Source organism: Dickeya undicola, assembly GCF_000784735.1.
GTDB lineage: Bacteria > Pseudomonadota > Gammaproteobacteria > Enterobacterales > Enterobacteriaceae > Dickeya > Dickeya undicola.
The window spans coordinates 1-23,472 of the sequence record NZ_JSYG01000010.1; the positions used below are offsets into that span (position 1 = coordinate 1).

Annotated in this window: 21 protein-coding genes and 2 pseudogenes; 13 read left to right on the forward strand and 10 right to left on the reverse strand. The window is 51.9% G+C overall.

Features of this window, described 5'->3' with window-relative positions; genetic code table 11:
- Positions 1-96 precede the first annotated feature (96 nt).
- Both OB87_RS05700 and OB87_RS05705 read right to left on the reverse strand, forming a co-directional pair.
- Entirely contained in the window at positions 97-576 is a 480-nt protein-coding gene (locus OB87_RS05700) for a GNAT family N-acetyltransferase (protein ID WP_033568480.1), read from the reverse strand.
- Positions 567-839: a type II toxin-antitoxin system TacA family antitoxin gene (locus tag OB87_RS05705; protein WP_019843650.1), complete on the reverse strand. Its 273-nt coding sequence runs from the start codon at positions 837-839 to the stop codon at positions 567-569. Before OB87_RS05705 ends, OB87_RS05700 begins: the two co-directional genes overlap by 10 nt.
- Before the next feature lie 541 nt (positions 840-1,380).
- Here OB87_RS05705 and OB87_RS05710 point away from each other — a divergent pair.
- Positions 1,381-2,196 (forward strand): annotated as a pseudogene (locus OB87_RS05710) (tyrosine-type recombinase/integrase); the annotation flags it as partial.
- Positions 2,197-2,444: 248 nt separating this feature from the next.
- Here the strand turns inward: OB87_RS05710 and OB87_RS05715 are convergent.
- Positions 2,445-2,729: a helix-turn-helix domain-containing protein gene (locus OB87_RS05715; RefSeq protein WP_033568481.1), complete on the reverse strand. Its 285-nt coding sequence runs from the start codon at positions 2,727-2,729 to the stop codon at positions 2,445-2,447.
- Positions 2,719-3,039: a type II toxin-antitoxin system RelE/ParE family toxin gene (locus tag OB87_RS05720; protein WP_024104360.1), complete on the reverse strand. Its 321-nt coding sequence runs from the start codon at positions 3,037-3,039 to the stop codon at positions 2,719-2,721. The genes OB87_RS05715 and OB87_RS05720 overlap by 11 nt, the downstream gene beginning before the upstream one ends.
- Before the next feature lie 162 nt (positions 3,040-3,201).
- Between OB87_RS05720 and OB87_RS20990 the strand changes: the two are divergent.
- Positions 3,202-3,726, forward strand: a pseudogene (locus tag OB87_RS20990) (type II toxin-antitoxin system HipA family toxin); the annotation flags it as partial.
- A gap of 159 nt (positions 3,727-3,885) precedes the next feature.
- On the forward strand, positions 3,886-5,274 hold the full coding sequence (locus OB87_RS05730) for a DUF6880 family protein (protein WP_033568482.1): 1,389 nt from the start codon (positions 3,886-3,888) through the stop codon (positions 5,272-5,274).
- Positions 5,275-5,446: 172 nt separating this feature from the next.
- Here the strand turns inward: OB87_RS05730 and OB87_RS05735 are convergent, their stop codons facing one another.
- Entirely contained in the window at positions 5,447-5,785 is a 339-nt protein-coding gene (locus OB87_RS05735; RefSeq protein ID WP_033568483.1) for a hypothetical protein, read from the reverse strand.
- Positions 5,786-6,356: 571 nt separating this feature from the next.
- Here OB87_RS05735 and OB87_RS05740 point away from each other — a divergent pair.
- Together OB87_RS05740 and OB87_RS05745 are read left to right on the forward strand one after the other, a co-directional pair.
- Positions 6,357-6,989: a hypothetical protein gene (locus OB87_RS05740; protein ID WP_033568484.1), complete on the forward strand. Its 633-nt coding sequence runs from the start codon at positions 6,357-6,359 to the stop codon at positions 6,987-6,989.
- 133 nt (positions 6,990-7,122) lie between these two features.
- Entirely contained in the window at positions 7,123-7,923 is an 801-nt protein-coding gene (locus OB87_RS05745; RefSeq protein WP_033568485.1) for a hypothetical protein, read from the forward strand.
- A 207-nt stretch (positions 7,924-8,130) separates the two neighbouring features.
- On the opposite strand, the gene OB87_RS05750 is transcribed toward OB87_RS05745, so the two are convergent.
- From OB87_RS05750 to OB87_RS05755, 3 genes are all read right to left on the reverse strand, one after another.
- Positions 8,131-8,757 carry a LysE/ArgO family amino acid transporter gene (locus OB87_RS05750; RefSeq protein WP_033568486.1) on the reverse strand — a complete coding sequence of 209 codons (627 nt, stop codon included), beginning with the start codon at positions 8,755-8,757 and terminating at the stop codon, positions 8,131-8,133.
- 203 nt (positions 8,758-8,960) lie between these two features.
- Complete coding sequence (locus OB87_RS19720) at positions 8,961-9,440, reverse strand: very short patch repair endonuclease (protein ID WP_072025435.1); 480 nt, start codon at positions 9,438-9,440, stop codon at positions 8,961-8,963.
- A gap of 7 nt (positions 9,441-9,447) precedes the next feature.
- Positions 9,448-10,875, reverse strand: coding sequence for a DNA cytosine methyltransferase (locus tag OB87_RS05755; protein WP_033568487.1), 1,428 nt, complete (start codon positions 10,873-10,875; stop codon positions 9,448-9,450).
- Positions 10,876-11,113: 238 nt separating this feature from the next.
- Here OB87_RS05755 and OB87_RS05760 point away from each other — a divergent pair, with 238 nt between their 5' ends.
- On the forward strand, positions 11,114-12,424 hold the full coding sequence (locus tag OB87_RS05760; RefSeq protein WP_033568488.1) for an MvaI/BcnI family restriction endonuclease: 1,311 nt from the start codon (positions 11,114-11,116) through the stop codon (positions 12,422-12,424).
- A gap of 140 nt (positions 12,425-12,564) precedes the next feature.
- Complete coding sequence (locus OB87_RS05765; protein WP_033568566.1) at positions 12,565-13,956, forward strand: MFS transporter; 1,392 nt, start codon at positions 12,565-12,567, stop codon at positions 13,954-13,956.
- A 59-nt stretch (positions 13,957-14,015) separates the two neighbouring features.
- Here the strand turns inward: OB87_RS05765 and OB87_RS05770 are convergent, their stop codons facing one another.
- Positions 14,016-14,639, reverse strand: a complete 624-nt coding sequence (locus OB87_RS05770) for a DUF4276 family protein (RefSeq protein WP_081977353.1) — start codon at positions 14,637-14,639, stop codon at positions 14,016-14,018.
- Positions 14,636-15,796 (reverse strand): AAA family ATPase, encoded by a 1,161-nt coding sequence (locus tag OB87_RS05775; protein WP_033568490.1) that lies wholly within the window; start codon positions 15,794-15,796, stop codon positions 14,636-14,638. The genes OB87_RS05770 and OB87_RS05775 overlap by 4 nt, the downstream gene beginning before the upstream one ends.
- Positions 15,797-16,349: 553 nt before the next feature.
- On the opposite strand from OB87_RS05775, the gene OB87_RS05780 reads away from it, so the two are divergent.
- The 6 genes from OB87_RS05780 (at position 16,350) to OB87_RS05805 (ending at position 23,201) form a co-directional block, all read left to right on the forward strand.
- Complete coding sequence (locus OB87_RS05780) at positions 16,350-17,882, forward strand: ABC transporter substrate-binding protein (RefSeq protein WP_033568491.1); 1,533 nt, start codon at positions 16,350-16,352, stop codon at positions 17,880-17,882.
- Between the two features lie 46 nt (positions 17,883-17,928).
- Positions 17,929-18,846 carry an ABC transporter permease gene (locus OB87_RS05785; protein ID WP_033568492.1) on the forward strand — a complete coding sequence of 306 codons (918 nt, stop codon included), beginning with the start codon at positions 17,929-17,931 and terminating at the stop codon, positions 18,844-18,846.
- A gap of 9 nt (positions 18,847-18,855) precedes the next feature.
- The gene (locus OB87_RS05790) at positions 18,856-19,782 is read left to right on the forward strand and encodes an ABC transporter permease (RefSeq protein WP_033568493.1); all 927 of its coding nucleotides are present in this window, start codon (positions 18,856-18,858) and stop codon (positions 19,780-19,782) included.
- A 31-nt stretch (positions 19,783-19,813) separates the two neighbouring features.
- Positions 19,814-20,839 (forward strand): ABC transporter ATP-binding protein, encoded by a 1,026-nt coding sequence (locus OB87_RS05795; protein ID WP_033568494.1) that lies wholly within the window; start codon positions 19,814-19,816, stop codon positions 20,837-20,839.
- Positions 20,836-21,699 carry an ATP-binding cassette domain-containing protein gene (locus OB87_RS05800; protein ID WP_033568495.1) on the forward strand — a complete coding sequence of 288 codons (864 nt, stop codon included), beginning with the start codon at positions 20,836-20,838 and terminating at the stop codon, positions 21,697-21,699. Before OB87_RS05795 ends, OB87_RS05800 begins: the two co-directional genes overlap by 4 nt.
- 83 nt (positions 21,700-21,782) lie before the next feature.
- Complete coding sequence (locus OB87_RS05805) at positions 21,783-23,201, forward strand: M20 family metallopeptidase (RefSeq protein ID WP_033568496.1); 1,419 nt, start codon at positions 21,783-21,785, stop codon at positions 23,199-23,201.
- Positions 23,202-23,472: the final 271 nt, after the last annotated feature.

The following is a 23,472-nucleotide window of genomic DNA, read 5'->3' on the forward strand; positions in this document are numbered from 1 at the left end:
TCGATTTATTCAACAAAGCCATTTTTAGCATGTTACTCTCTTCTTTATCAGTGATTAAGGCGTTACATAAATCCTCTTTATTTTGATAAGCATTTATTACCATAACGATAATAATAAGGTGTGTTCCTGTATTTCTGACGGGATAAAACCCCAGTATTGGTAGAACGCTTTTGCCTCATCAGATAACGCATGTACCAATAACGCTTTGTTGCCTACTTGTTCTGCCACATTGCGGGAGCGGAGTACCGCATCTTTCAGAAGCCCGGCACCGATCCCCATGCGTTGATAACGTTCATCAACGGCCAATCGGCCAAGCACCAGAACAGGAATAGGGTCAGGCATATTGCGCCGGAATGCACCCGGCGCAACCTGACGTTGGATGCTACCCGAAGCGAGGGCATAGAACCCCACTACACGCTGTGTACCGGCTTCACACACCACGAAGGTGCGTGAAGCGCCCAGCGTCTGATTTTTTAACGCCTTGCGTTTCAGCCATTCATTCAATGACGGCTCGGAACAATGAAAATCCACAACCGCATGTTGAGGCAGCAATAATTCAGGTGCCGTTATTCCCACGGAGATTTCCTGTTCAGTAATGCATTCACACGCGGATTATCTGTGACAGGTGATTCCAGCACCTGAATGAAAGCATCATATTGTTCATCATTGACCAGAAACAGCCGTTGATCCAACAACACATCCTCAGCCTCACGGCAGGCAGCATCAAGGATAAACTCTGTTCTTGATTTCGACAGCAATTTAGCGGCGACATCAATCAGCTCCCGCTGTGATGCTTTAGCACGAATATTAATCGGCATTTCTTTTGTCTCTGTTCGCATCGTGACCTCTCTGTGTAGCGAATAGCTATACATCCAGTATAGTGAACGGTACAGAAAATAGCCATACGCCATTTATGAACAACATTTTCGTCATCGCGGGGTTGGGTTAGGATCTGTTGCCCGGAATCGAACCGGAACGGATAAGAATTAATCTTATTGAGAAAATGACGTGATATAGCTCATTGAAAACATGGGCTAAAAATGAAGTGGGGGCATAAAAGGGGGCACCTAAATTAGATTGGTGAGTATTAAATCTTATTATTCAATCAATTACATTATTTTGCGTGTCCGGCCTTCGCACCAAAATTCAAAAATCAAGCCACCTTCGGGTGGCTTTTTTTGTGTCCGCTATCGTCCACTGACTTCCATATATAGTTGTTAAATAAAGATTTAATCTAATTTTATTGTCTGTGTGGATTGTGCATTTTTTCCACAACGGTCTTTTTGCATCCGTTGACATCCAGATTATTTGGGGGTCAAGATAAGGGTCAATTCGCTTCGATTATGAGTTGACCCCCAATTATGGCTCTGACTCACGTTGTTGCTCGTACCGCTTAAAGCCGTGGAGCAAAACGGCCATCTTGATTTGGCGTCGCGGCTACGCCAGCGCGTTACCGACATCATGCGTTACGCGGTACAAAATGACCTGATCGAGCGTAACCCGGCGCAAGATCTCACCGGGGCGATAGCCGCGCCAAAGGCGACGCATCGGCCAGCCTTGAAGCTCGATAAACTGCCTGACTTTCTGGCACGGATTGAACGCTACAAAGGGCGAGCGTTAACCCGACTGGCTTTAAAACTTACCTTGTGCGTTTTCATCCGTTCCAGTGAGCTACGCTTTGCCCGTTGGCCGGAAATCGACTTTAAACGCGCGATGTGGACGATACCACCCGAACGTGAAGCCATTCCCGGCGTGAAACACTCACAGCGTGGCGCAAAGATGCGCTCTGAACATTTGGTGCCGTTATCCCGACAGGCTTTAGCACTGCTGGAAGAGATTAAGGCCATCAGTGGCGTTCACGAACTGATCTTCCCCGGCGACCATCGACCAACCAAACCGATGAGTGAAAACACCATCAACAGTGCATTGCGAACAATGGGCTATGACACCACCACCGAAGTATGCGGACACGGCTTCCGTACTATGGCCTGTAGCGCGTTAGTTGAGTCTGGTCAGTGGTCGCGGGATGCCGTAGAGCGGCAAATGAGCCATCAGGAGCGCAATGGCGTCCGTGCTGCGTATATTCACAACGCCGAACATCTTGAAGAGCGCAAGCTGATGCTGCAATGGTGGACGGATTATCTGGATGCCAACCGGGAAGAGCATGTTGTGCCGTATGAGTTTAAGAATATTTGATTCATTAGAGAGTTGGCGATGTTGATGCTGGGCGTATCCTGCGTCGAAGGTGTGTCTATTAAGTTCCGCACCAGCCCCCTTTTTGTGGGGGCTGGTGCTCATTTTTCTTATGTGATGATTTTTTCTGAGGATCTCTATACTCAAGTATTATTTCTGCCAGTTAGTCAGAAATAATAAGCTTGGATGTGTAGTACCGATGCCAACCGACAAGCCAGTGCAAAATCCGGCTTATGAACACTGCGCCAATCTTAACCCAGTGACAGCTTAAGTTGCATTCCGCAAGCAGCGGCATATCGTTGTAAGGTTGAGATACTGGCACTGGAAACATTTCTCTCAAGGCGGCTTACGGCGGGTTGGCTCACACCCATGCGAGCGGCGATCTCTGTACTTGTCAGACCTGACCTGGACTTCATTTCGATCAGAACAGCGCGAAGCGCTTCTTCTTGAGTTTCGTCCTCATACGCTTTTTTAACTTCAGGATGAGAAAGCGCTTTCGCTTTAACATCAGAAAATCGGATACCTTTAACTGCCATCTTTCAATTCCTCCCATCTTGACTTTGCCAGCGCTATTTCAGCTTTCGGGGTCTTAGGGGTTTTCTTGATGAATGTCCTTAAAATATAGATCTTACGTCCTTTGGCGTAAGCAAAAAACGTTCTGCTGATGTCTTTTCTACCAACCCGCAGCTCAAACAATCCATCTTCAATGATGTCCGTGTCTGGATATCTTAGCTCGGGCCCTTTAGCTTCAAGCTTTTCCAGCCCTTTAAGCGCCTTTGCCTGCATAACAGGTTCGAGGTCATAAATTTCGCTTGCAGCTTCGGGGTGAAAAATCAATTCATACATGTCAGTCCCCTTATCCTTGGAAAATTATAACCTATGGATTATAATAACTCAAATGTTATATTGGGTGTGGGAAAGACCAAAACATCCTCTGCCGGAGTAAGTCATGAGTAAACAAGCCCCGACCTTTCCCTAATGCCAGTCAGTTAAGCCACTGACTTAGCGGGATACTTACAATTAAATTATCGCCCGCTTTCTGAAGCTGAAATCGCCGCTATATTGCGTAATACAACAGCGGCATTGTTGCCAGGTCGGCAGGATGATACTGACGATTTGCGTTTATCGATTGCCGGTGCGCAGGAAAAAACGGCTTTACTCTGGCATGAAGGACAATGGTGCTTGCCAGAAGGTAGTACCCCAACGACGCATATTTTCAAGTTACCACTTGGGCTAGTGGGTAATATGCAAGCGGATAAACCAGATCCCTTGGCAGAAGTGCAAACTGGCAATGGCCGTTCGCGGTAGCAGTCATTATTACCACCTGTACAAAATTCAGCGGCGGCATTGGATCAAACAAGGGGAATTAACCGGTCTGGGCAGACTACAGGTTGAATCCATGATGGATGAATTATATCCCAAACACCTGAGGTTATTGAACGTGTATCTGCGCTGCTGCCAGCGTCATTTCCACCAGCGCTTGCGGAATATATTTTTGCTGGTATACGGCAACAGTGTGGTCGGTTACCGTAACGTTCCGGGTTCTTTTGTTGTGTGTTGTCGCTGGGTGAAAACGCATAATAGCGGTGGCATAGTTGTCATCAAATCGATGACAAAATGAATACGTGTGAAGGCATTTAACATGTGGCAGTGAGTTAGCACGTGGGGAGCTGTTGATGAGGATAACCCTGTATGGCCAGTGAGTTAACGAAAAAGCAGCTTGCTGCGTTGAACGATCTCAGCCGAGACACACTGCTGGATATTGTGCAGACGTTGGTCCGCGAATATAAACCGGCGCGCGATACGCTGGTCAACGGCTGGTTGTCTGCGCCGGATGATGTGCTAAAACGCCTTGAAAAAGCCTATGATCGTGAGGCGAATGGTCGGCATTTTTATGATTACTACGAAGCTGATGGTTTTTTTGCCTCTCTGGAACGGGATATCGTGCTGCCGCTCGGCAAACTGATTCCTAACCATTTTTTGCGTGTTGAAGCGTTGGCCGCACGCATGATTCTCGATTTTGAACACCTGTCGCAGCAGGTGGATACCTCCAGCGGGAGCTGGATGGCGTATCTTTCCGCGTTGTTTGAGGTGTGGATGGCGTCGCTGGCGCAGCAAAAAGAGGCGTCGCCAGCGGTGATCGCCGGGAAGATCTACGCGGTAGCGATGGAAGATCAGTGGTTTGTGTTCGAGCGGTTGGCTGACTGGCGCAGCGAACTGGGCACTGAAACGTTACGAGCCTTGCGCGATTTACTGCTAAACGATGGGCATGTTGGTGAAGCCTTTACCCTCTGCCTGGCTATCCGCGATGTGGCGGGGGCCAAGGCGCTGTTCGAGCGAGGCGGCATCAATGATGTGAATGCTGTGCTGCAACTGTGCTCGCTGTTGATGGATGAACTTCGCACACCGGAGGCGATCACCATTCTTCAGGCATTGCAGCGAGACACGCGGGAGTGGATGCTGCCTAAAAAAGAGTGGGCTACCTTGCTGGTCAATGCGTTACTGGAAGAAGGGCGGAAAGAGGAGGCGCGTCAGGTGGCGGAAGACACATTCCGAAAAGTGCCGGATGCCTGCTTCTGGCGGTTGTTCCTGAAATCAGGCGGTGATGCTGAACGGGACTTTTCACGTTTTCTGACCACGGCCATTGCGTTTGGGTTTGAACATACCGTGCAGTTTCTGTCGGACCTTGAACGGTATGCGCTGGTGAATGCTCTGATTACCGGGAAAAGTGAATATTCTCTTGTATTACCGGATGGTATTCAGGGCTCTTTCTGGCGCACGCTGTCGTCCACGTTGAAAAAACACGGTTTTTATTCTGGTGCGATTCTCTTGCGGCGTCGGCTGGCGGAGTCGTCTATCAGCACTGCAAGCAGCCGGTATTATTCGTCAGCTGCATCGGATGCTAAACAGGCGATTGACTACGCTCGTGCGGCTGGTGAAGCAGGCTGGCGGGAAGAAACGCTGGGCTGGTTGCAGGCGCTGCACCGCGAACATTTTCGCAAATACGCGCTGTGGAAGGTCATGCAGGAGAAGATCGGCGGTTTACAGGTGACGAAGCAAGGCGTCACGCTGGCGGGGTAAATTGCCGGAGCGATGATGCAGGGTGAGGCTCCCGTCTGGAGTCTCACCCGCGTATCCTGGCTCGACGGCGTGGCATATCACCAAGACACCGCTGTGACATGCGGCGCACGGCGGCAAGCCATGATGCTGAACAGCTGGTTTGTTAAATCACACAGCGTTAAATCATATCGTTTTAAATCACATACAGCGGTATTGCTTCATCTGCATGAGGCACCGTTCGTGTATGGCGTTCCGCCTGTTCGCAGATTTCCAGCAGCGCCGGGATCAGGTGCGCGGCGGCATTCAGGCTGGCACCCAACTGGTAGCGTTGTTCGGGTTCGATGTTGGCACCGCTTTGTAATCGGTCGCCAAGTTCGTTAAGCCCGTGGCATAGCCCGGCGACGGATTCCGCAGCGATAGCGCCGAGGTCACACAGTTGACCTTCATCAAGCTGATAGAACGGCAGGCTGGCGATCAGGTCGCGGAAAATAGTGATGCTGTTGTCAGTGGGTGTGGCGTGGGTGTCCGTCATGGTTAAGTCTTCCATTGCTAGATAGTTATGTCATCACGCCTTCAGGTTCCAAACTAAAGGTGTGACCCAGACAGGGTTGGAACACCGGATCTAGCGACCGGCCAACCTTGCGGTTGCCCTGCCTGAGCCACGGATAATGAGTGTGCACGCAGCTCCTGAAAAAACAAAGCGTTTTCCAGTTCTAGATATTCGGGGTTCCACGCCCGGCTGCGGATGTTGCCGCAGCACAGACACTCTATGCCAGCGGCCAACCGGGTGAAAGAGACTGGATGGATTTACAGTGAATTTGCGATGCATTTTGGAATGCACCTCGCAAAACGGGTGGTGATATCCCTGAAAAATTTATTTCTATTTATGCTTTGGTATCAATTTAATGACACAGTAGAGAATTTAACTTAACGTTAAGGTGAAATTGCTACAAAAATAGAGCGCTTTTTTTCAATTCGATTAATCATGGATGAATTTTTTATTAATTTCAGTCGTCTGCTATTTTTTGTCTTTATTGATATTCTATTGTGGTGTAATAAATAATTAAAAATAATCTTAGGTGTTAATTGATTGAGGAAATAGCATGATTAATGTTGATGTATTTGACCGGGTTCGCATACAGAATGGTTTTTTAACCATCAGTAAACTTGTTGAACTTTGCGATAAAGGGAACATAATCTATGATCTGTTCTCTGTTTTAATATCTGAAAATACAAAAATCGGTACGGGAAATATATTCTATTCGAATGTTATTGTTTCTGTTTCAAACGGACATACCCTTAAGATTGGTGATAAAAATGTTTTTTACAGTAATACGGTAATTGAAGCATCGGCAGGGGATATTTTTGTAGGTTCTGAAAATCAGTTTGGTGAAGGTGGCGTTACTATTAAAGCAAACCGGGCGGGGGCAAGTATAGAAATAGGGAGTTATGGCCGCTATTTGGGTGGCGCATCCATCTTCGGTACTTGTTTACTTGAGTCAGGGAGTCAAATTTTGGGGCAGATCACCGTTGACAGTTGCCATCTCCAGAATGGAGGGGGATGGCGTGAGCCGAATCCAGATAACAGAGGCGGGCTTCTCAAAGGATACGGTATTGCAAGGAATGTAACCGTAGAAAAAGGTCGAGTGATTAATGGTGCAGGTTCCTTTGATGAATCGATGTTAGAGCTACAGTCATCGTATCATCCGGCTGCTAAATCTGCCGTAAATAAATAAGGCAGGGTGATTAATTTGGCATAGCAAATCTTACCGAAATCCCCATTCCTCCCTATTTTTCCCTATTTGCCGCGGTGGGGATTTTTCCGCGCCGAATTATGGTGTGAAGACATTTATCTGTCGGGGAAACACCATGAAAGGCTACCATTTGAAAGATCAGCATCGCCGGAAATCCTGGGTGCGTGATACCAACACTGATGCGGAAGCATTGTCGCTTAACTATCTGCCTGAATTGCTAAACGCACTGGGGTTGGCGATGCCGGTGCCGCCGTCGGTGATTACCCGCGACATTGAGGGGGAAACTTTTTTCGATATTCTCTACCGGTGTGATTTCAACGCCCGGCAAAACATCCACCAGATTGAGAAGGTTTTCTCAGTAAAAGAAGAATTTACGCCGGAGTGGGTGCCCGGTGCTGATTTGGCGCTACCGGTGATCGCCCAGGAAGACCACGTATTACCAGATAAACATTACCTGCTGCTGGGGCTGGATTTGTTTGCTGCCGTTGAGCAAGGGGAGATCTGCCTCTCGCCGCAGGGGTGGGGCGATAATCATCTGACGGGGAAAGATATGTCGGCAAGCGAGTTTCTGGAATTGAAACCACGGCCGACCTGTCTCTATGCGGGGGTATTGCATGGTCATCATGGTCAAGCTCTGTCGCCGCCGCAATTGTTGGGCTGGCTTGAGCGGATGCGGCAGGCGCACGGTCATCCGTCTTCGACGATGGTGGTGTTGGCGCCGGTGGCGGAGGCGCACGGTTTTTCCGGTTGGTTTGGTTTATATCAGCGTAAGAATGGCGCGGGCAGTGTATTACAGTGGCAAAGCCTGGCGTCGTTAGTGAAAGACGTTCATTTCTGGGAAGCGATGAAGGAAACCGGGCTGGCGCACAATGTGTATGTCAGCGGCATGGGCACCAATACCGCTTATCCACAGTAACGCGCGTTTCCGCGTTCTCCCAGCCTCTTATCATGATTCAGGTTGTCCTATTCCCGGCCCAGGGACGACAGCGCGGCTGGCTCGTCGCGTCAGCGGCGATGATCGCCTCGCTGGGAATGATATGGAAGACGCTGTAAGTGTCACCATGTAGGAAGTGGGGGCCACGTTTTCGGGATATCAGAGCGGGAGTGACCTCCCGCTTGATGTTCATACCTGATACAGAAAACGACACAGCTGAAACGCCATAAAAATCATGTAGCAGCCGATCAGGCTGTCGATGACGCGCCAGGTGAGCGGGTTGGCGAAATAACGCGAGCAAGCGGCGGCGGTGTAGCCGATGGTGTAGAACCAGATCAACGACGCGCTGATGGAGCCAGCCAGATAGAACAGTTTCAGGTCAGGGGCGATGCCGGAGGAAATGCCTCCGATGATCGCCACTGTGTCCAGATAGACATGTGGATTCAGCAGGCTGACCGCCAGACAGTTGCCGATCACCGAGCGCCGTCGGCGCAGGCCATCGCCCTGTGACGTAAGCGTCAGTTGGTTGTTGCCACGCCAGGCACTTTTCAGCGCATTGTAGCCGTACCACAGCAGAAACAGCACCCCGGCCAGCGTCAACGTGGTGATCGCCGGTTTGCTGTCGTTGATGATTTTGCCGACACCCAGCACGCCGAGCGTCATCAGCGCCATATCGCATAAAAAACACACCGAGCTGACCCAGAACACGTGCTCCCGGCGCATCCCCTGACGCAACACGAAGGAGTTCTGTGCGCCGATCGCGACGATCAAACCGGCACTGGTCATAAAACCGGTGATAAAAACAGGCATTGGCATGGTTTCTCTTTTAATCCCTAATGAATCAATAACGTGAAGAATGAGGTCGGAGAGGGCATTTATTTCCCGCCTCCGGCGCTCGGCGTGCATCATTGATAAATTACGGCGCTAAGGCCAATGAATAGATTTAATCGGCAATCAAAACTTTTAATAATAATGTTTTATAGTGATGGTAATGTGTTGATAAGAATGGTTTTTTGGCATTAAGGCGAATTTTTAAGATGATGTAATCCTGATGTTTTTATTTCAGCCGAATAATCTCCTGCGCAGATCCATTCTTCTATACGTTCAGAAATACTCTGATCTGAAAGTTTATGCCTGCCACGAATAGCACATTCCCAGATAAGCAAAATGTTCCATCCATCAGAAGTTAATTCTTCATTATTTTTTCTGTCTCTGGCGACATTCTGGCCTATTTTTTCTAACCAGAACTCAGTTCGTGTTGTGGGGACTTTGAATAAATAACAGTCATGATGATGCCAGAAACAACCATGAGTGAAGATGATTTTGTGGTATTTATCGATGACGAAATCAGGCCTTCCCGGCATATCTTTAACCTGGGTTCGAAATTCGAACCCAAGTTGAACGAGTATATCGGATATTTTTAATTCAATGGCTGTGTCATGATTGCGAATCGCTTTCATATTTTTTCTGCGAATTTCTGGTTTATGTACATCAGCCATGATTCTATCAATTCTCCTTTTTTTCTTTATTTTCGACCGCTTTTTCTATATATGGTTTTAGTAATTTAGCCACGGCAGAAAATACAGGTACTACAACAGAATTTCCAAATTGACGGTATGCTTGTGTATCCGATACGGGAATTTTAAACTCAGACTGCCCCGGTTTCTCAAAACCCATGAGACGAGCGCACTCTCTGGGGGTTAAACGACGAGGGCGTTTTTCCTGGTTAAGACTATTATCGAAGTCTTTTTCACCCAAGCCTTTATCCCAGCCTCTGTCTATCAAAATTTCTGAGCCATCTTTATGATAGCGTGCTGATAACGTTCGGGCCGTACTGTTTTTGTCATGCGGGTTGACGAGGCCAAAACCAAATCCATTTCCTTTAGCCTGATGCTTTTTTGCATAATTATAAAGATATTTCCATAACAATGGTGTTAATATGTATTTTTTATCTATATTGTCATCTAGTAATTCTGATAGTGTTGGCCTGTTCTCTGGTATGTATTTTTTAATGTCTTTTAATGTGAAGTTCTGATGAATGTTCAGATCTTTTCTGAATCCAACTAATACAATACGCTCTCTATGCTGAGGAAGAAAGTTTTTCCCATCAATAATTTTAGGATCATCTGATCCTGTATGTTCTGAGTCAGCTACAATATAACCAAGCTCATCCAGAGTTTCCATGATAATGCGGAATGTTTTCCCTTTGTCATGACTTTTCAAATTTTTTACATTTTCAAGAAGGAAAATAGCCGGTTTCTTAGATGCAATAATTCGTGCAACATCAAAAAATAGAGTGCCCTGAGTTTCACATTCAAACCCATGTGCTCTTCCCAGGGAGTTTTTCTTAGATACGCCCGCAAGAGAGAATGGCTGACATGGAAATCCAGCCAGCAGAACGTCATGGTCGGGTATTTCCTGATCAATATTTTTGTAAGCTTGTTGCTCGCTTACCGTTTGCTCATTACTCAGTGTGATATCCCGAATATCCTTATTAAATATATGTTTATTGGGGTTGCAGAACCAGTTTGCTTTGTAAGTTTTTACTGCGTCTTTGTTCCACTCGCTGGTAAAAACACATTCACCCCCGATCTCTTCAAATCCTTTTCTGATACCACCAATACCAGCGAAAAGATCAATGAAACGAAAACGATAGTGTGGGTGACATGCCGGAGGAGATGGCAGTAATCCCCTGAGCTTTATGACCTCTGCATTTGTAAACGGTTTCGGAGCTGCTTTGCCATTCAACCACCGATTCAATGTTTCTCTGGTCCAGTCGTTTTGTCCAACAGAGCGTAAAACAGCAGCGATGTACTTCTGGTCATAGATCTCAACAAGATGATTTATAAGTGTTTTATCTTCTTTAAGTTTTTGTATCTGATCTTGTTTATGTTGTTCAAGTAGTTCTTGTGGGACTAATTCCAACTGACTCATAACATTATGCCACTTTAAAAGGGAATTTTAAGTGATAGCTTATCACTCAATTGACCCAGAGGAAAGATTGTTTGATGTATAAATATACAGTTATGAAGGTTGTTATGGAAAAATGCTGAAACATATGTAGTAATGATAAAATTGTGTGAAATCGTTCGCATTTTAAAAAAAGTCAATGTATTAGATAAAAAATAATCACATAATGAATCAATTGAATTATTTTAAAAAGGAGATGTTTATGGATAAAAATATAGATAAGTTATCTGATCTGATGATAAAAAATGGTGCTAAAAGAATTATTATAAAACGCTTGTCTAATAACGATAACTCAAAACAACAAGTATATTTGGGGTCTGATTTTAGTGTCATAAAGAGCCTTCCTGTTGGTAATATAGCCAGTTGCGGCATGTCTAAAAAAGGTGCAATATTTAAAGCTCCAATTAATTGGTTTTGGCTTTCTCTTGAAGGTAATAAAGAGAGAGCTAATGGAGCTCAGGTTATTTTATATCCAAAATACCCCGAGATTAGATTATCCGGTCTAATAAAAGGTTGTTCGATAGCACCTTCTCATCTTCTTCAGCCTCCAACGAGAGAAGAGAGAGCAGAAAGAATGAATACTAGTCGTTATTTAATTATAGGGATTAGTGATGGTGCTGTTTTTTCTTATGTTAGCTCATGGGGGGATGAGCTATCCTGTGAAATAGAAGCTCTCATAGGTAATAATGATATTTATCCTGTTTTTTCTGTTTTCTACGAGTATTACTATGAGCTAAAAAATAGTAAAGCAGTTCTTCTGGCAAAGTTGAAGGAAATTTATTCATTTGGGTTTGTCGCATCTCAGCGTTTAAATAAAAAAGGAGAGGTTATTGCTTATAAAGCAAAGAATGGTGCCGGATTCACACTGGAGAGCTTATTTAATATAAAGCCGAATGGTAGCTCGGAGCCAGATTTTATGGGATGGGAGCTTAAGACTCATAGTGGTAGTGTTGTGACGTTAATGACACCAGAACCTGATGCTGGATTGTATGTAGCAGATATTCATGGCTTCATGAATAATTATAGTAGTAGCCGGAAACCAGATCGTGTTGATTTTGCAAGTATACATAGAATGTCTGTTTATAATGAGAAAACGGGCCTTATGTTAAGTCTGGAAGGATATGACTTTAAGAGACAAGAAATAACAGATCCTGAAGGTGGATTATTCCTTCGGGATAGTGATGGAGAGGTTGCTGCGGGATGGAGCTTTAGTAAAATTCTTGACCACTGGAAAAGAAAACATAGTAAAACATGTTTTGTCCATTACCGGGTGAGAAAAGATGAACATCCTTCATATCTTTTTGGGCCACAAATAACTCTTGCAGATGGAAGTGATATAAAAAAATTCATGTCAGCATTATCTGCAAGCAAAATTTATTATGATCCGGGTGTTAATATTAAATATAGTAATGAAAAAGCAAAACCTAAAAAGCGAAATCAGTTCAGAATGAAATGGAAGGATGTTGGGGAAGTTTATGACCATATCGAGAATTTAATAATTGCTGATATTTAATAAATTATTGTTGTAATGAAGCACGAATTGCCGGGCGCATCAATTGCGCCGTCCAGTTAAACCCAGTAGGGTAACGGGTACGAAATATGTGCGACGGTGGCCTGCCGCGCACTCCACGCCTTTCATTTTCGGATGTTATCTTGAACTCAGCTGTTACCTCTCAGGGCTCGGTGCCCGCTGTCGACGGTTTACCGATGCCGGCGCGTATCGGTGCCATTTTTGCTATTGCCTTCGGCATCGCGATGGCGGTGCTGGACGGGGCACTTGTCAACGTGGCGCTGCCTACTATCGCTGCCGACTTCAACACCAGCCCAGCGTCGTCGATCTGGATCGTCAACGCCTATCAATTGGCGATCACCATGACGTTGCTGTCGTTGTCGTCGCTGGGCGACATCGTTGGCTATCGCCGTGTCTATCTGGTGGGGCTGGTGCTGTTTACGCTGATGTCGGTGGTGTGTGCGCTGGCAGATTCGCTGCCGGCACTGACGCTGGCGCGTATTCTTCAAGGGCTGGCGGCGGCGTCGCTGATGAGCGTCAACACCGCGCTGATCCGGCTGATTTATCCCAAAATTCGGCTTGGGCGCGGCATGGCGATCAACTCGCTGGTGGTGGCGGTGTCCACTGCCGCCGGGCCGACTGTCGCGGCGGGGATTCTGGGCGTGGCGTCATGGCAGTGGTTGTTCGCCATCAATGTGCCGTTCGGTATTGTGGCGCTGCTGCTGGGCTGGCGCTTCCTGCCGCGTAATGATGGTGTGACGGCGCAGCGCTTCGATACCCCGAGCGCGTTGCTGAACGCACTGACCTTTGGGTTGTTTTTCATTGCGCTGGGCGGGTTTGCTCACGGTCAAAGCGTGTGGCTGGTATTGGGTGAACTGGCGCTGACATTGCTGGTGGGCGGCTATTTTTTCCGGCGACAATTGAACCAGCCTTACCCGCTGTTGCCGGTAGATCTGCTGCGCATCCCGGTGTTTGCGCTGTCGATGGGGACGTCGATCGGTTCGTTCTGTGCCCAGATGCTGGCGATGGTGTCGCTGCCGTTCTATTTCCAAAGCGCGCTGGGGATGAATGAAATCGAAACCGGCCTGCTGCTCACCCCCTGGCCGCTGGCGATCATGGCGACGGCACCGCTGGCGGGGCGCTGGCTTGAGCGCGTCAACGCCGGGGTATTGTGCACCATCGGGCTGTCGTTGTTCGCCCTGGGATTATTCTCGTTGGCCTGGTTGCCGACTTCGCCGGGCTATCTGGATATCTGCCTGCGCATGATGCTGTGTGGCATTGGCTTCGGGCTATTTCAGTCGCCGAACAATCACACCATTATTAGTGCGGCACCCCGTCATCGCAGCGGTGGTGCCAGCGGTATGCTGGGCACCGCCCGGCTGGTGGGGCAGACCACCGGCGCGGCACTGGTCGCGCTGATGTTCAACCTGTTTGGCGGGTTAGGTACTCATGCGGCCTTGTTGACCGCAGGCGTGTTTGCTGCGTTGGCCGCGGTGGTTAGCGGTCAGCGGATTTCACGGTTATCTCAGCCCTAACGAAGAATAGGGGCGTTACCGTGATACTGAAATGGCCTGATGTTGCTACATAAGCGGAATCACGATGACATATGAGCGTGTAATTGGGTAATAAACCGCTGAGCCCAGGGAGAAGCTTGCTGTACTTTGGCAGGATCAACCAGCGCCAGTAAGGTGAACGAGTGTGCGCCTTTGCCGTAGCGGCCTTTGGTTGTGTTGCGGGTCGCGTTTTCAAGCATGTCGTAGACCTGCTGTTTAGCGATGCGTTCGACATTCCCTTGAGGTAAGAGAGTTGTTCGAAAGCCCTGACCAAAAAAGGACGCCAACGTGATACTGTCAGCAATCAGCCAGCTTTCCATACATTGTGTCATCAGATGACATTGTTGGTCATCCGAACCAGTCGGTTTTTCCCAGCCATCGCCCTGCCGCTGTCTGAGATGTAGCCAAGGTTGCCACTGGTTTGGGTCGGCATTCTGCTGCGCTGCTGCGGTGACGGGGTCTTCACTATCCACCAGCAACATGGCGGGGGTTCCCTGACTGATGGCGGTACAGAACGAGTTGTAAGCATCGCGTCGGCTACCGCACGCGATGATTCTAGGCATAGAGCCTGCCAGCCCCGCTTTTTTCAGAAATTCGGCAAACCCTCTACGGCATTCTGCTCTCAGACTACTAGTATCACCTCCGCCTTCGACATAAACATTCACCAGCGTGTCCCTCCGATATCACCACGTGTCCACAGTTGCCCCAGCCGATAGTTTTCTAGCCAGGGCTTGAGGTTTTCTGCATCCAGCCTCGTCATTGTGGTGCCTTCTGGCGTTTTTTCTGCAACCAGTACTACATCTGGTTGGTCGCTCATGGCATCAACCAGTACATCGGAGTGAGTGGTGACGATCACCTGTGTACGGCAGCTTGCTTCTTTCAACAGTTCTCCCAAAGTGGGGAGTACATCCGGGTGTAAACCCAGCTCGGGCTCTTCAAGGCAAATCAATGGTGGAGGGTTTGGGTGACACAACACGGCCAGTAAACATAAATAGCGCAATGTGCCGTCAGACAGACGCGTGGCTGGAACGATGAATGTGCCTTCGTGGAAAAAGACTTGAACTGTCCCGCCTTCTATCTGTACGTCATAATCGTCGATACCGTCATAAAGCGCCTGTAGTGCTTTCAATAAGCGCTGTTTGACTTGGGGATCACGACGCAGACGGTTAAGTACCAACCCTAGGTTGGTGCAAGTAGATTCAAGATGATCATTGGGTAGATCGGCTTTTTGTGGCTGACGTGGTGGGGTATAGCGTCCGAAGCTCCATTCCCGATACAGGCGAATTCGGGCAAGCTCCCGAGCAAGATAGGTAATTTCTGGGTATTGGTCTGGATCCCGGCGTTGGGCCAGAATCGATTTTTCCAGATCAATATCTTCCAGTTGCAGTGCCCTTTTTTTATTTTTCACGTTCAATGTGGGGCGTGCTTTGTTGAAATGATAGTAAAAATAGGGTTCTGGATGTCCATCGGCGGGATGTTCGTTTTCAATCCGCTCATCTACCATTTCAAAACGCTGGGCAACTTCAGTAAAAGAAAGCTGGTAGCGCAAAGATTGTGGCCCTTTGGGATTGGTGAAAACAGCATTCAATGTGGCAGTCGGCTTGACTTGACCGCCTTTCCATAGCCAGTCACTGACCCCACCACCATCTCTTATCGGCGTAATCAGTTTATCGGGCGCATTACGCAATAATTCGATGGCCTCCAGTAAATTGGATTTACCTGAGCCATTAGGGCCAACAATGACATTGAGCGATTTGAGTTCGATAGGCTGAGTTGTCGTGCCAAAACTCAGAAAGTTGGTTAGCTGGATGGAATGAATCATTTCAATTTTTTCCAGAATGCGTTTCTCTGCATGGTAACGTACCAGTCTGATCGATTCAAAACATTGAGGCGGGTGCTTTTTATTGTACCGGTTTGTAGGAGATCATTACGTACCCTCACGATCACGCCCATAGGTTCAAACACCTTTATCGGAAGTTGTTACAAGAGCGTAGACGTATGATGCTGACTGAAGAGATATTGGCATCTTTGCTCATCTGTTTTTAATGAATGTGTCCTTCTAAAAACAAGAAATAACCTCTTCTTATTGATAATCACGCAAATGGTGCAGGTTGTTTGATTTTTGCACTGAAATAGCACCCAGCGTTATCAATGTGGCGTCGGCAGCGGTTTGCCGCGTTATCAATACCATTCATTTTTATTATTGTCTGGATGAATAAATCCCGCTGTTATCGGTGATTTCTCTTTTTGAGAAAGCGCGTGTCGAAAATCGGTAACGGTAATCATCCCTATCTGGCTTTGCTCTTGCAACGTAACGGACGAATGTTTTTGTTGGTGACCATTTTTATTCGTCCTTTATTGTGGTGGAGAACAGCATGGCTCGTAATCTGGCAAGACATATCCGTCAATATGCATTAACCGCGTTACTGGCAGGTTTTGCCTGCGCCAGTTATGCCGGTAAACAAAATGACACGCTGGTTTACGCCTCCGACAGCGAGGTGGAAAACGTCAGCCCGTACCACAATAACATGCGCGAAGGGGTGATCCTGGCGCATCTCGTCTGGGATACGCTGATCTATCGCGATCCGAAAACCGGGGAATACAAAGGTGAACTGGCGACCGACTGGAAATGGGAGTCGCCGACGGTGTTGCTGCTGCATCTGCGTAAAGGCGTGACCTTCCATAATGGCGATGCCTTTAGCGCCGATGATGTGGTGTATACCTTTCAGAGTATCGCTGGGCCGAATACCGCTTCGGTGATCCCACAAAGCGTTGATTGGATTGACCACGTGGAAAAAGTTGATGACTACAGCGTGCGTTTGCATCTGAAAAAACCGTTCCCGGCGGCGCTGGAATACCTCTCCGGCCCGACGCCTATCTACCCCGCCAACTATTTCCAGCAGGTGAAGCTGGAGGGTTTTAGCAAAGCGCCTGTCGGCACCGGCCCGTACAAAATCGTCAAGGTGACGCCGGGGCAGGGCGTATCGATGGTGAAAAACCCGAACTATTTCAAAGACAGCCCCATCGGGCAGCCGAAAATTGGCAAGCTACAGTTTGTGGTGATCCGCGACCCGGAAGCACGTGTGGCCCAGTTGATGACCGGCCAGGTGGACTGGATCTGGCGTGTGGCGTCGGATCAGGTGGAAGCGCTGTCCGCCATGCCGAACATTGCGGTGAAAAGCGGTGAAACCATGCGCGTCGGCTTTCTGGCGCTGAACACCAACGCCAGCGGCCCGGAGGGCGCGCCGTTCAAAGACGTGCGCGTGCGTCAGGCCATCAACTACGCCGTTAACCGCCAGGCGATGGTGGATAACCTGGTGCGTGGTGGCAGCAAACCGGTGTATTCCGCCTGCTTCCGTACCCAGACCGCCTGCGACACCAGCCAGGTTATCCAATACCCCTACGACCCGGCCAAAGCCAAACAGCTGCTGGCGGAGGCGGGCTACGCCAACGGTTTCGACACCGATCTGTGGGCTTACCGCGAGCGTGATTATGCTGAAGCGATTATCGGCGATTTGCGCAAAGTCGGTATTCGCGCCCGTCTGCACTTCGTGCAATACCCGGTGATGGCCAACGCGCTGGCGTCCGGTCAGGCACCGCTGGCGTTCAGCACCTGGGGTTCCTTCTCCATCAATGACGCCACCGCGTTCGTGACCCCCTATTTCGGCGGTAAAGGCAGCGATATCTGGAAAGACCCTGGCGTCATTGCCGAACTGGCGAAAGCGGATGCTGTGGTAGACCCGCAGCAGCGCAGCGCGCTGTACGCCGCACTGCTGGGCCGTATTTCGTCGCAGGCGTACATGGCACCGCTGTTCTCCTATTCCACCCATTACGCCTTTACGTCTGACCTGAACTTCCAGGACTGGCCGGACGAACTGCCGCGCTTCGCCGAAGCGAGCTGGAAGTAACCGCCGCCGGGAAACCGGCTGCGCTTGAGTTGTAAGGAGTTCGCTTATGGTGAAGTACATGTTTCATCGGTTACTGGTGGCGCTGGCGGTGTTGTTCACCGTGGCGGCGGTCAGCTTTTCGCTGCTGCACCTGTCCGGCGATTTGGCGACTGCCATCGCCGGGCCGGACGCCACCGCTGAAACCATCGCCCAGATTCGGGTGCAGAACGGGCTGGATAAGCCGCTGCTGAGCCAGTTTTCCAGTTGGATGTGGTCGGCGTTGCATCTGGATTTCGGTCGCTCGTTCTACTTTGAAAACACGGTGATGGAGCTGGTCGGTCAGCGGATGCCGGTCACCCTCAAATTGGGTGGGGTGTCGTTGTTGCTGGCGCTGACGGTGGCGATCCCGCTCGGGGTGCTGGCGGCGGTGTTCCGTGACACCTGGGTCGACCGTCTCGCCATGCTGGTGTCGGTGATAGGCCAGGCGATGCCTAATTTCTGGTTCGCGCTGGTGCTGATCCTTATCTTCGCCGTTGGGCTGAAATGGCTGCCGGTGGCGGGCAACGCCAGCTGGCAGAACTTCGTGCTGCCCGCGGTGGCGCTCGGTTACTACGCCATGCCGTCGCTGATGCGCCTGACCCGTTCCGGCATGTTGGATGTGCTCGGTTCCGATTACATCCGTACCGCGCGCGCCAAAGGGTTGAGCGCCTTTAAGGTGGTGGTCAAACACGGCCTGCGCAACGCCATTATCCCGGTAGTGGCGCTGGCGACGGTGGAACTGGGGTTCATGCTCGGCGGCTCGGTGGTGATCGAATCGGTGTTTTCGTTGCAGGGGCTGGGGCAACTGGCATGGGACTCCATCTCGCGCAACGACTTTCCGGTAGTACAGGCCATCGTATTGATTATCGCCGTGTTTTATATCGGGCTGACGTTTCTGGCGGATGTGCTCAACGCCGCGTTGGATCCACGACTGCGCAGCAAATAAGGAGCCGTGATGAGAACTGCAATGGCACGACTGGCCGTGATGATAAAAACCGCGCCACAGCCGGGCCTGCTGCCCGAGCCGAGTCCGTGGCAGCGCTGGCAGCGTAAGGTGCTGGGCCACCACGGCATGACGCTGGGGCTGGTGATCCTGGGGGCGATTGTGCTGCTGGCAATACTGGCACCGTTCATCAGCCCGCACGACCCTTACGCGCAGGAGGTCAGCCGCCGGTTGATCCCGCCGGTGTGGCATGAAAAAGGCAGTTGGGCACATTGGCTCGGCACCGACAAGCTGGGGCGGGATTACTTAAGCCGCCTGCTGTACGGCGCACGGGTGTCGCTGACCATCGGGTTGGTGTCGGTGATGCTGGCGGGCACCATCGGCATTGCGCTTGGGGTGCTGGCGGGCTATTTCGGCGGACGGGTGGACGCGGCGGTGAGCTATCTCCTTACCGTGCGCCTGTCGATGCCGGTGATTCTGGTAGCGCTGGCGCTGGCCTCGCTGGTGGGCGGTTCGGTCAAGGTGGTGATCATGCTGCTGGGCCTGCTGCTGTGGGACCGCTTTCTGATCGTCTCCCGTTCGGTGACGCGCCAACTGCGTGAGGCGGAATTTATCGCCGCCGCCCGCACGCTTGGTGCCTCGTCGCTGTTCATCATGTTGCGCGAAATTCTGCCCAACCTGCTGGGGCCGCTCACCGTGGTGGCAACGCTGGAGATCGCCCACGCCATTTTGCTGGAGGCAACGCTATCGTTCCTCGGCCTTGGGGTGCAGCCGCCGATGCCGTCCTGGGGGCTGATGGTGGCGGAAGGCAAAGCCTACATGTTCTTCCAACCGTGGGTGATTGTGATTCCAGGCGTGGTGCTGGCGCTGCTGGTGCTGAGCATCAATCTGGTGGGTGACGGCCTGCGCGATATTACCGCGCTGGATGGGCGCAACTAACAGCCTATTGAGATAGGTGCAGGAGGTCGCTATGCATTCTGCTGTTGAGATAACCCCGTCCGCCAGCCGTGCGGACGAGGTGGTGCTGGAAGTGAAGAACCTGCGGGTCGACCTGACGACGCCGCGCGGCACGTTGCACGCGGTGCGCGGCATCGATTTTTCGGTACGACGCGGCGAAATGCTGTGCCTGGTCGGGGAGTCGGGCTGTGGCAAGTCGATGACTTCACTGGCGTTGATGGACCTGCTGCCGCGCAACGCGGTGCGCACCGCCGATACGCTGCGTTTTCGGGATACCGACCTGCTGTCGCTGCGTCCGCGTGAACGGACGGCGCTGCGCGGCAACCAGATGGCGATGATCTTTCAGGAGCCGATGACCTCGCTCAACCCGTCGTTCACGCTGGGGGAGCAACTGTGCGAAACCCTGCTGGCGCACCGCAAGGTGTCTAAAGCCGAGGCGCGCGAACGGGCGGTGTACCTGATGGAGCGCGTCGGTATCCCGATGGCGGCGGAGCGACTGCGGCAGTACCCGCATCAGCTCTCCGGCGGGTTGCGCCAGCGCATTATGATCGCCATGGCGCTGATGTGCGGCCCGGAACTGATCATCGCCGACGAACCCACCACTGCGCTGGACGTCACCATTCAGGCGCAAATCCTGCGGATGCTGCGTGAACTGCAACAGGAGTTCGGCACCGCGGTTATCTTCATTACTCACGACCTGGGCGTGGTGGCGCGCATCGCCGACCGGGTAGCGGTGATGTACGCCGGGCAGGTGGTGGAAACCGCACCGGTGATGGAGCTGTTTCACCAGCCGTGTCACCCCTATACCCGCGGGCTACTGGAATGCATTCCGGTGGCCGGGCGCACCGTGCCGGGTGAGCCGCTGCACGCCATTCCTGGCGTGGTGCCGAGTTTGATCGGTCCGCAGCACGGCTGCGCGTTTCGCAACCGTTGCAGCCAGTGCCGCGATCGCTGCGCACAGGAAACACCTTATGTGTCGGTGACGGAACAGCACGCGGTGCGCTGTGTCGATGCGCTGATGACGGGGGAGCCGGTATGAGCCAGATAGCAGAAGAACGCGGCCGCTCGCTGCCGCACATTCCCGGCAACGACGATATCGCGCTGGAGCTGTGCGCGTTAAGTCGGGTGTTTCGCCTCAATCGCGGGTTGTTTTCCCGGCCTGGTGAAATTCGTGCGGTGGACAACGTATCGCTGCGCATTCGCCGGGGCGAAACGCTGGGGCTGGTGGGCGAGTCCGGCTGTGGCAAGAGCACGCTAGCGAAAATGTTGCTCGGCCTGCTGCCGCCGACCTCCGGCAACGTGTTGATCGAAGGGCGCGAGATCGACGCGGCCGATCGCCGCGAGCAGGCTACGCGTATTCAACCGATCTTTCAGGATCCTTATTCCTCGCTTAATCCGCGTCGCACGGTGGCGGATATCGTCGAGGTGGCGCTGCGACTGCACGATATCGGCACGCCGGCGGAGCGCAAACAACGGGTGCGCGAGATGCTGGACGTGGTAGGAATGCCGGAACGTACCCACGGCCAGTACCCCGGCCAGCTCTCCGGTGGACAACGCCAGCGGGTGGCGATCGCCCGCGCGCTGATCCTGCAACCGGCGATCCTGATTTGTGACGAGCCGACTTCGGCGCTGGATGTGTCGGTGCAGGCGCAGATCCTCAATCTGTTGCTGGCGCTGAAAAAAGAGTTCGGCCTGACCTACCTGTTCATCAGCCACAACCTGTCGGTGGTGGAACATCTGGTGGATCACGTGGCGGTGATGCGCAAAGGCACGATTGTGGAACAAGGCACCCGCGAGCAGGTCTTCGGCGCGCCGCAGCATCCTTATACCCGCGCGCTGCTGGCATCGGTAATGACGCCGGAACCGGGGCTGGGCATTCCGGCCATCGAGACGGTGTGACGGGAGAAACGGCACGATGGCACAGACATTCATGATGATACGAACAATTCATGATGGCACAGACAATTAAGGACGACGACACGATGACGCGTGAGCAGGCAATACAGGCGGCGGCAGACTATTTCGATTCCGGTGACTTTCGTGAAACGCTGGCGCGCCGGGTGGCTTACCCAACGGAAAGCCAGAACGCAGAGCGTGCGCCTGAGCTAATGGGGTATCTGACCGACGAAATAACGCCGCTGTTGCAAGAGATGGGGTTTGAATGCCTGACGGTGCCGAACCCGGAGGCAGGGAAAGGGCCATTCCTGCTGGCACGGCGCATCGAGCCGGACGCGGCGCTGACGGTGCTGAGCTACGGTCACGGCGATGTGGTGATGGGGGATGCATCGCGCTGGCGCAGCGGGTTGTCGCCGTGGGAATTGACGCCGGACGGCAACCGCTGGTACGGACGCGGCACCGCCGACAACAAAGGCCAGCACAGCATTAATCTGTCAGCGCTGGCGTTGGTGCTGGAGGCGCGTGGTGGTCGGCTGGGCTACAACGTGAAGCTGATTCTGGAAATGGGCGAGGAGTGCGGTTCTCCGGGCCTGGATACGGTGTGTCAGCAGTACCGCGACTGGCTGGCGGCGGATTTGTTTATCGCCTCGGACGGCCCGCGTGTATCCGCCGAGCGGCCGACGTTATTTCTCGGCTCGCGCGGGGTGTTCAACTTCAGCCTGCAACTGACGCTGCGCGACGGCGCGCACCATTCCGGCAACTGGGGCGGATTGTTAAGCAACCCCGGTATCCGGCTGGCGCACGCCATCGGCAGTCTGGTGGACGCCAACGGCCGCATTCTGGTGCCGGAATTACTGCCGCCACCGCTGTCGGCGTCGATTCGCCACGCGCTGTCGGATCTGGCGCTCGGCGGCGCGCCGGGCGACCCGGCTATCGACCCGCACTGGGGCGAGCCGGGGCTGAACGCGGCGGAGAAGGTATACGGCTGGAACACGCTGGATGTGCTGGCGTTCGTTACCGGCAACCCGGACAAACCGGAACACGCCATTCCGCCCAGTGCCCGCGCGCACTGTCATATGCGTTACGTGCCGGGCAGCGATGTCGATAATTTTGCCGGGCATATTCGCCGCCGTCTTGATGCCTGCGGGTTCGAGGATGTGGTGATCGTCAAACCGGATAACTGCTTTGAAGCCACCCGCATCGACCCGGACGACCCCTGGGTGCGTTGGGGCGTGGATTCTATCGAACGCTCGGTCGGCAAGCAGGCGGCGGTGCTACCCAACTTCGGCGGCGGCCTGCCCAACGCCTGCTTCCTGCGCACGCTCGGCCTGCCGACGCTGTGGGTGCCGCACTCCTATCCCGCCTGCTCCCAGCACGCTCCCAACGAACACCTGCTGGCAGACGTGGCGCGCGAAGCGCTGCAAATCATGACCGGCCTGTTTTGGGATCTGGCGGAAGAGGGCAGCAAGGTGAAGCACTCCCGAAGGCAAGTTGCAGAAATTTAAGTTTCTTAGGTCAGCGACAAACTCGTTAAGTACAGGATTAGGGTGGTTTTCGGGCGTCAAAAACTGTGCTGAGGCGGGCGACTTCGCCGGGTGAGCGGCACGGATGCCGCGAAAGCCCGTGCCGTGCCGGGAGCACGTCACGGGCGGCCCGAACAGCGAAGACGAACGCCGAAGGGACCGCATAGCGGCACAGTTTAGCCTCCAGCCAGTGGTCAAGGAGAGGCGGCGTTTGAGCCTCTCCTTGTCGTGCGTGCGATGATATAGCAAAGGA

Bases quoted from the DNA above. Each gene is read 5' to 3' on its own strand.
- OB87_RS05780 (WP_033568491.1), top strand. From the start codon at position 16,350: ATGGCTCGTAATCTGGCAAGACATATCCGTCAATATGCATTAACCGCG.
- OB87_RS19720 (WP_072025435.1), bottom strand. From the start codon at position 9,440: ATGGCTGATGTACATAAACCAGAAATTCGCAGAAAAAATATGAAAGCG.
- OB87_RS05705 (WP_019843650.1), bottom strand. From the start codon at position 839: ATGCGAACAGAGACAAAAGAAATGCCGATTAATATTCGTGCTAAAGCA.
- OB87_RS05790 (WP_033568493.1), top strand. From the start codon at position 18,856: ATGAGAACTGCAATGGCACGACTGGCCGTGATGATAAAAACCGCGCCA.
- OB87_RS05730 (WP_033568482.1), top strand. From the start codon at position 3,886: ATGGCCAGTGAGTTAACGAAAAAGCAGCTTGCTGCGTTGAACGATCTC.
- OB87_RS05750 (WP_033568486.1), bottom strand. From the start codon at position 8,757: ATGCCAATGCCTGTTTTTATCACCGGTTTTATGACCAGTGCCGGTTTG.
- OB87_RS05795 (WP_033568494.1), top strand. From the start codon at position 19,814: ATGCATTCTGCTGTTGAGATAACCCCGTCCGCCAGCCGTGCGGACGAG.
- OB87_RS05775 (WP_033568490.1), bottom strand. From the start codon at position 15,796: ATGATTCATTCCATCCAGCTAACCAACTTTCTGAGTTTTGGCACGACA.
- OB87_RS05720 (WP_024104360.1), bottom strand. From the start codon at position 3,039: ATGTATGAATTGATTTTTCACCCCGAAGCTGCAAGCGAAATTTATGAC.
- OB87_RS05760 (WP_033568488.1), top strand. From the start codon at position 11,114: ATGGATAAAAATATAGATAAGTTATCTGATCTGATGATAAAAAATGGT.
- OB87_RS05800 (WP_033568495.1), top strand. From the start codon at position 20,836: ATGAGCCAGATAGCAGAAGAACGCGGCCGCTCGCTGCCGCACATTCCC.
- OB87_RS05735 (WP_033568483.1), bottom strand. From the start codon at position 5,785: ATGACGGACACCCACGCCACACCCACTGACAACAGCATCACTATTTTC.
- OB87_RS05755 (WP_033568487.1), bottom strand. From the start codon at position 10,875: ATGAGTCAGTTGGAATTAGTCCCACAAGAACTACTTGAACAACATAAA.
- OB87_RS05805 (WP_033568496.1), top strand. From the start codon at position 21,783: ATGACGCGTGAGCAGGCAATACAGGCGGCGGCAGACTATTTCGATTCC.
- OB87_RS05785 (WP_033568492.1), top strand. From the start codon at position 17,929: ATGGTGAAGTACATGTTTCATCGGTTACTGGTGGCGCTGGCGGTGTTG.
- OB87_RS05745 (WP_033568485.1), top strand. From the start codon at position 7,123: ATGAAAGGCTACCATTTGAAAGATCAGCATCGCCGGAAATCCTGGGTG.
- OB87_RS05715 (WP_033568481.1), bottom strand. From the start codon at position 2,729: ATGGCAGTTAAAGGTATCCGATTTTCTGATGTTAAAGCGAAAGCGCTT.
- OB87_RS05740 (WP_033568484.1), top strand. From the start codon at position 6,357: ATGATTAATGTTGATGTATTTGACCGGGTTCGCATACAGAATGGTTTT.